The organism is uncultured Algibacter sp., from assembly GCF_905480415.1.
In the GTDB taxonomy this organism is placed as follows: Bacteria; Bacteroidota; Bacteroidia; order Flavobacteriales; family Flavobacteriaceae; genus Algibacter_B.
This window is the reverse complement of record NZ_CAJQQI010000063.1, coordinates 1-6,417: the sequence shown is the minus strand read 5'-3', so window position 1 is coordinate 6,417 and position 6,417 is coordinate 1. Positions and strand designations below refer to the sequence as shown.

At 32.5% G+C, this 6,417-nt stretch carries 6 protein-coding genes; 3 read left to right on the top strand and 3 right to left on the bottom strand.

Features of this window, described 5'->3' with window-relative positions; genetic code table 11:
• Positions 1-633: heavy metal translocating P-type ATPase metal-binding domain-containing protein (locus QZ260_RS05140; protein WP_295983532.1), on the bottom strand; the 633-nt coding region annotated here is incomplete at its 3' end.
• Positions 634-741: 108 nt separating this feature from the next.
• Between QZ260_RS05140 and QZ260_RS05135 the strand changes: the two genes are divergently transcribed.
• The 3 genes from QZ260_RS05135 to QZ260_RS05125 all read left to right on the top strand — a co-directional run bounded on the left by QZ260_RS05135 (position 742) and on the right by QZ260_RS05125 (position 4,103).
• The gene (locus tag QZ260_RS05135; protein WP_295983530.1) at positions 742-1,419 is read left to right on the top strand and encodes a Crp/Fnr family transcriptional regulator; all 678 of its coding nucleotides are present in this window, start codon (positions 742-744) and stop codon (positions 1,417-1,419) included.
• An 88-nt stretch (positions 1,420-1,507) separates the two neighbouring features.
• Positions 1,508-2,635, top strand: coding sequence for a VWA domain-containing protein (locus QZ260_RS05130; protein ID WP_295983527.1), 1,128 nt, complete (start codon positions 1,508-1,510; stop codon positions 2,633-2,635).
• A gap of 1 nt (position 2,636) precedes the next feature.
• Entirely contained in the window at positions 2,637-4,103 is a 1,467-nt protein-coding gene (locus QZ260_RS05125; protein ID WP_295983535.1) for a magnesium chelatase, read from the top strand.
• Between the two features lies 1 nt (position 4,104).
• On the opposite strand, the gene QZ260_RS13180 is transcribed toward QZ260_RS05125, so the two are convergent.
• Positions 4,105-4,362, bottom strand: coding sequence for a YdeI/OmpD-associated family protein (locus tag QZ260_RS13180; protein WP_365969223.1), 258 nt, complete (start codon positions 4,360-4,362; stop codon positions 4,105-4,107).
• A gap of 321 nt (positions 4,363-4,683) precedes the next feature.
• Positions 4,684-6,330, bottom strand: a complete 1,647-nt coding sequence (locus QZ260_RS05115; protein ID WP_295983524.1) for a M1 family metallopeptidase — start codon at positions 6,328-6,330, stop codon at positions 4,684-4,686.
• Positions 6,331-6,417: the final 87 nt, after the last annotated feature.

The window sequence follows — 6,417 nt, the reverse complement described above, 5'->3', positions numbered from 1 at the left end:
AAAAGTAAACATCACCCACCTAAAAACTGGCGCGTATTTATCAATCCAAAATCCATTAACTTGAAAATACTCAGGAAACGATAAAAACATAATGTTTCCAAAGGCAAAACCTGCAACACCTAATTTATAAATTAGCGATCTATCTATATTTTTTTTGCCAACACTATAATCATCTAAGCTGATAAAGGGTTCGTACCCAATACTGCTCAAAAGTTTAACTAATGCTTTTATTGAAAAGTCATCAATATTATAGGTAACTCTTACAGTTTTCTTACCAAAGTTGACTAGTGATGCGCTTATGGAAGGATGTAATTTATTTAGATTTTCAAGAATCCAAATACAAGAACTACAATGAATATGCGGAATGTATAATGTTACAATTTGTGTTTTTTCATCATCAAATTCTAATAGATTTTCAACAATTTTAGCATTGTCTAAAAAATTGTATTTGCCTTCAATTTCTTTTGGAGTTGCACCCGGAGCTTTTTGTAAATCATAGTAGCACGTTAAATCGTTTGCAGAGAATATCTCGTAAACTGTTTTGCATCCGATACAACAAAATGATTTGTCATCATATATGATATCATTAGATGACGAATCTAACCCACAGTGGAAACAACTGCTATTGCTCATTATTATTTGCTCATTATATACCTGAAGCAAAGATTACTAGTTAATAAAAAATTTAATATGATTTTTGTCATATTTTTCTTTTCTTTACATTATCTCTAAATTTTAGGTATGTCAAAATGTGAGCAATGTATCGTAAAACAATTTAATTCACTTAAGTCTCTGACTAAAGAGGAGTTAATGCGAGTCTCTTCTTGTAAGACATCAAAAATAATCAAAAAAGGTGAAGTTATTTTTGAAGAAGGTGAAATATTAAATGGTGTGTATTGTGTTAAAGATGGCATTTGTAAACTATCCAAACTTAGTGAGAACGGAAAAGATCAGATTGTAAAAATGGTTGTTAAAGGACAATTATTAGGTCAGCGTTCTTTAATTATTGAAGAAGCGTCTAATTTACAGGCAGTCGCTTTAAATGATATGGAAGTTTGTTTCATTCCAAAATCTGAAATAATTACTGATCTTCAAAAAAACTCGAAATTCACGTTTGATGTGTTACAAGAGATGGCTCATGATTTAAAAGAAGCCGATGATGTTATTGTTAATATGGCTCAAAAATCAGTACGCCAGCGTTTAGCAGAAACATTAATTTATATTCATCAAAATTTTGGTGTAAACCCTGATGGAACTCTAAGTGTCCTTTTGTCTCGCGAAGATTATGCCAGCATAGTGGGTACTGCAACAGAATCTGCAATTCGTGTACTATCTCAATTTAAAAAGGAAGGCTTAATTGCTACTTTAGGTAAGTTTATAAAAATTGAAGACCTTAATGGTTTAAAACGAGTAGAATAACCTTTATTCAAATTTCATTTTAAACTATAGATAAATCTGATTATAAAGGCCGTCGTTTTCTTTAAAAATAGAGTATTTTTATACTGCTATGAAAAACGACAAAACTTTTAAAAAAGGCTTCGTGTTCAAACAATACGAAGCGCCTTATCAATCGCCTTTTGATAAACTCTTCGAAGTTTTTAAGGAATTAATTACACACACGTCAGGAGATTTTGATGAAGCTATAGATTGGTTGCGAGAATTAGATAAAGAATACAAACTTACCACAGCCGAATATTCAATTGAAGATTTTATTGAAGACCTAAAAGAGAAAGGGTATTTGCGAGAAGAAATTGATCCTGATGGAAATGGTTCATTAGCTATAACTGCAAAAACGGAACGTGCCATTCGCCAACAAGCTTTAGATCACATTTTCGGGAAAATTAAACGCAGCGGACAAGGCAATCATAGAAGTAAAAGCCCCGGAATGGGGGATGAGCATACAGGTGATTTTAGAAACTATCAATTTGGTGATGCTTTAGATAAAGTGTCTATGACTGAAAGTTTAAAAAATGCGCAAATTAATCACGGTATTTCAGATTTCATGCTTTCAGAAGATGATTTGGTTGTTGAAGAAACACTTCATAAATCTCAAATGAGCACTGTGCTTATGATAGACATTAGCCATAGTATGATTTTGTATGGCGAAGATAGAATTACCCCTGCAAAACGAGTAGCTATGGCGTTAGCAGAATTAATTACAACCCGTTACCCAAAAGACACTTTGGATATTTTAGTATTTGGTAATGATGCTTGGCAAATTGAGATTAAAGATTTACCATACTTAAAAGTTGGTCCGTATCATACCAATACTGTCGCTGGTTTACAATTGGCAATGGACTTGTTAAGACGCAAGCGAAATACCAATAAACAAATTTTTATGATTACCGATGGAAAACCAAGTTGCTTGCGATTACCCGACGGACAGTATTATAAAAACAGTAACGGATTAGATACGCATATTGTAAATAAGTGTTATGCTATGGCACAACAAGCAAGGCGATTGCATATACCAATTACAACATTTATGATTGCTCAAGACTCCTATTTAATGCAGTTTGTAAGAGAGTTTACTTATGCAAATCAAGGCAAAGCGTTTTATACAGGGCTTAAAGGTTTAGGGGAAATGATTTTTGAGGATTATGAAACAAATAGAAAAAAAAGAATTAAAGGATAATATGAAAATAGAAAATATCAAGACTTTAGGAGATTTAATAAAGGTGGGTTATCAATCAAAATCTATAAAAGATGAACTACGCGATAATCTAATTAATAAAATAAAAAATAAAGAAACTACTTTTGAAGGTGTTCATGGTTATGAAAACACAGTAATTCCAGAATTAGAGCGAGCGATTTTATCAAGGCATAATATTAACTTATTAGGCTTACGAGGACAAGCAAAAACGCGTTTAGCACGTTTAATGTTGAATTTATTGGATGAGTATATTCCTGTGGTAGAAGGTTCTGAAATTAATGATGATCCTTTTAATCCTATTTCTAGACACGCTTTAGAATTGATAAAAGAAAAGGGAGATAATACACCTATTTATTGGTTGCATAGAAGTGAACGTTTTGCTGAAAAACTAGCAACACCAGATGTGACTGTAGCGGATATTATTGGTGATGTAGATCCCATAAAAGCAGCAAATTTGAAATTAAGTTATGCTGATGATCGTGTGATCCACTATGGAATGATACCTAGAGCAAATCGTTGCATTTTTGTAATCAATGAATTACCAGATTTACAAGCTAGAATTCAAGTAGCATTATTTAATATTTTACAAGAAGGCGATATTCAAATTAGAGGTTTTAAGTTGCGATTACCTCTTGATATTCAATTTCTGTTTACTGCGAACCCAGAAGATTATACTAATAGAGGAAGTATTGTAACTCCCTTAAAAGATAGAATAGGCTCTCAAATATTGACACATTATCCTGCTGATATTGAAACAGCTAGACAAATTACTGAGCAGGAAGCTAAGTTGGTTGAAAGTCAAAAGGTATCCGTTATAGTTCCAGATTTAGCGAGAGATTTACTAGAGCAAATCGTTTTTGAAGCTCGTGAAAGTGATTTTGTTGATGCTAAAAGTGGTGTAAGTGCACGTTTAAGTATTACAGCTTTAGAAAATTTATTAAGCACTGCGGAACGAAGAACATTGATAAATGACGACGGTCAAACTACCCTCAGGTTATCAGATTTTGTTGGAATCATTCCTTCCATTACAGGAAAGGTTGAGTTGGTTTATGAAGGTGAGCAAGAGGGGGCTGATGTGGTTGCATATAATCTTATTGGTGAAGCGGTCAAAACTCTATTTTCTGAATTTTTCCCAAAGATTGGTAAACTACAAAAACAAGAGGAAGAAAGTCCATATGATGATACAATATCTTGGTTTTTCAATCAAAAAGACGGGTTTGAACTATTAGACGACTTGAGAGACAAGGAATATAAAAGCTTGTTAGATGCCATTACGCCTTTAGATGATTTATTAGGAGAATATCAACCTAACTTATCAAAAGGAGATAGTTATTTTGTGAAAGAGTTTGTGCTTTGGGCATTAGTAGAATATAAACAATTAAGTAAGCATAGATTTACAGAAGGTGTTCAATTTAAAGACCCATATGGCAGTTTTATAAGTGGTATTTAGGTTACCAATTGTCTCTACTTTTAATGTTATTAGCGCATAATTCAATAATTTGAGTTATGCGCTTTTTTCTTGTTTCTAAGCGTTTAGCGCTGTGCAGCCAGGACAAGTATTTTTTTTTATAACCTCGAGCAAAATTTTGGTAGTTTTCTGAGGATATATTGTTTTTATAAAAAGCTTGCTTTAAATCGTTGGGGATAACACCATTTTCAACATCGTACATTTCAGCCCAAGTACCTGTATTTTTTGCAAGCGATATCATTTTATGACCAGAGTCATGAATTAAAAGGGCCTGTGTTAACTCTTCAACATGTTTTTTATTAAGAGCACTCCACGTGCTTTTCGGGTTTCCAGGGCAGAAATATTATCGTCTTTTTCCATTACCTAAACTTTTTACCGTAGAATCAATCCAGCCAAAACAAATAGCAACTTTAACAGCGTCACTCTATCGCATGCTGGGTATATTCATTTCTAGTTTATAAAAAATCAGATAAACACTTTTTACTTCGTTATGATTTTGCAATAACCAATCATACCAATCAGTATCATGTTCAAAATAAAGTTCAGGTGAATCTTCCAAAGCTTATTGCTTTTTTGATTCTACATAAAAATCAGTGTCAATTTCAAACGTATTGATTTTAGAATCTAAGGATATGGTGTTCCATTCGGCTTTAGGAAATAACCATTTTTCATCAGTATTGATTTTAATTTGAATTGGCATATCAAAGTTCTCGACGATATGAGTCCAACGGTATTTCAAAGTTTTATTTTTGATAAAATATTCTAAAGTTGGAATTTTTGTGGTTCTTAAATATTGGTTAAAAAATGCTGTTAAGTCAATACCAGTTTCTTTAGATAGAAAATTTTCTATTTGTTGCGTCGTCACCGTTTGATGATAAAATTCTACATTCATTTTACGCAATATTTTTCGCCATTTCTCATCATCTTCTAAAAGTTGTCTAAGCGTATGAAGCATATTAGCACCTTTATAATACATGTCTGAAGAGCCTTCTTTATTTACGTTGTAAAACCCAATTAATGGTCTGTCGTTTTGAATGTTTTTTCGAGTTCCTATTACATATTCTGCTGAAGCTACTTTTCCAAAGTAATAATCTAAATATAAATTTTCAGAATATGCTGTAAACCCTTCATGAATCCACATGTCTGCAGCGTCTCTGTTCGTAATGTTATTAGCAAACCATTCATGTCCTGCTTCATGAATAATGATAAAATCAAATTTCAATCCCCAACCTGTTCCAGATAAATCATTTCCTAAATATCCATTTTGATAACCATTACCATAAGTCACAGAACTTTGATGTTCCATACCTAAATAAGGAACTTCAACAAGTTTAAAACTATCAACATAAAAAGGATATTGACCAAACCAATGCTCAAAAGCTTTCATCATCATTGGGGCCTGTTTAAATTGTTCTTTGGCTTTGTCTAAATTATAACTTAAAACATAATAATCCATATCTAAATTACCCGCCTGTCCATCATATACCTCGGAGAAATTCGCATAATCTCCAATATTAATATTAACACCATAGTTATTTATTGGGCTTTTAACTATCCAACTGTATGTTTTTGTGTCTCCAATTTGCTCAACACGTCGCAATCTTCCATTGGAAACATTTATTAATTTACTTGGTACGTTTACACTAATTTGCATACTATCAACCTCATCATACATGTGGTCTTTACAAGGCCACCAAACACTAGCGCCTAAACCTTGACAAGATGATGCGATAAAATGATTATCGTTTTTGTCTTTTTTCCAAGAAATACCGCCGTCCCATGGTGCTCTAACGGCTTCTTTTGGATGACCTTCATAGTATACATCTAGACTATTTAATTCGTTTGGGCTTTGATTATCAACCAATGCAATAAAATGCGCATTACCGTCATGTCTAATTTTTAATTCTTTACCATTTTGAACTGCTTTTAGTAGTTTCATAGGGGACTGTAAATCAATTTGCATGACTGAATCGTGCTCTAAAACTTTGTATTGAATCGTGTTTTTACCAGATATGAATTTGTTTTCAGGATCAACTTTTATATCCAAGTGATAATAAGTTAAATCCCACCATTCGCGTTCAGGGGTTATTGAGCCTCTTAGTGTGTCCTGTTTAGTAAAGTTCTTTTTTTCGGTCAATAAGCCTTGCGCTTGGATTGACAAAAAAGATAATAGGGAAACCAAAACCAATAAATTTTGACGATAATTCATAATTTATATTTTGTTTAAAAATAATAAAAAAAAATGCTTTGAAAATTAATCCGAAGCATTTTTAGTAATTGAGTTTATGACTAAATA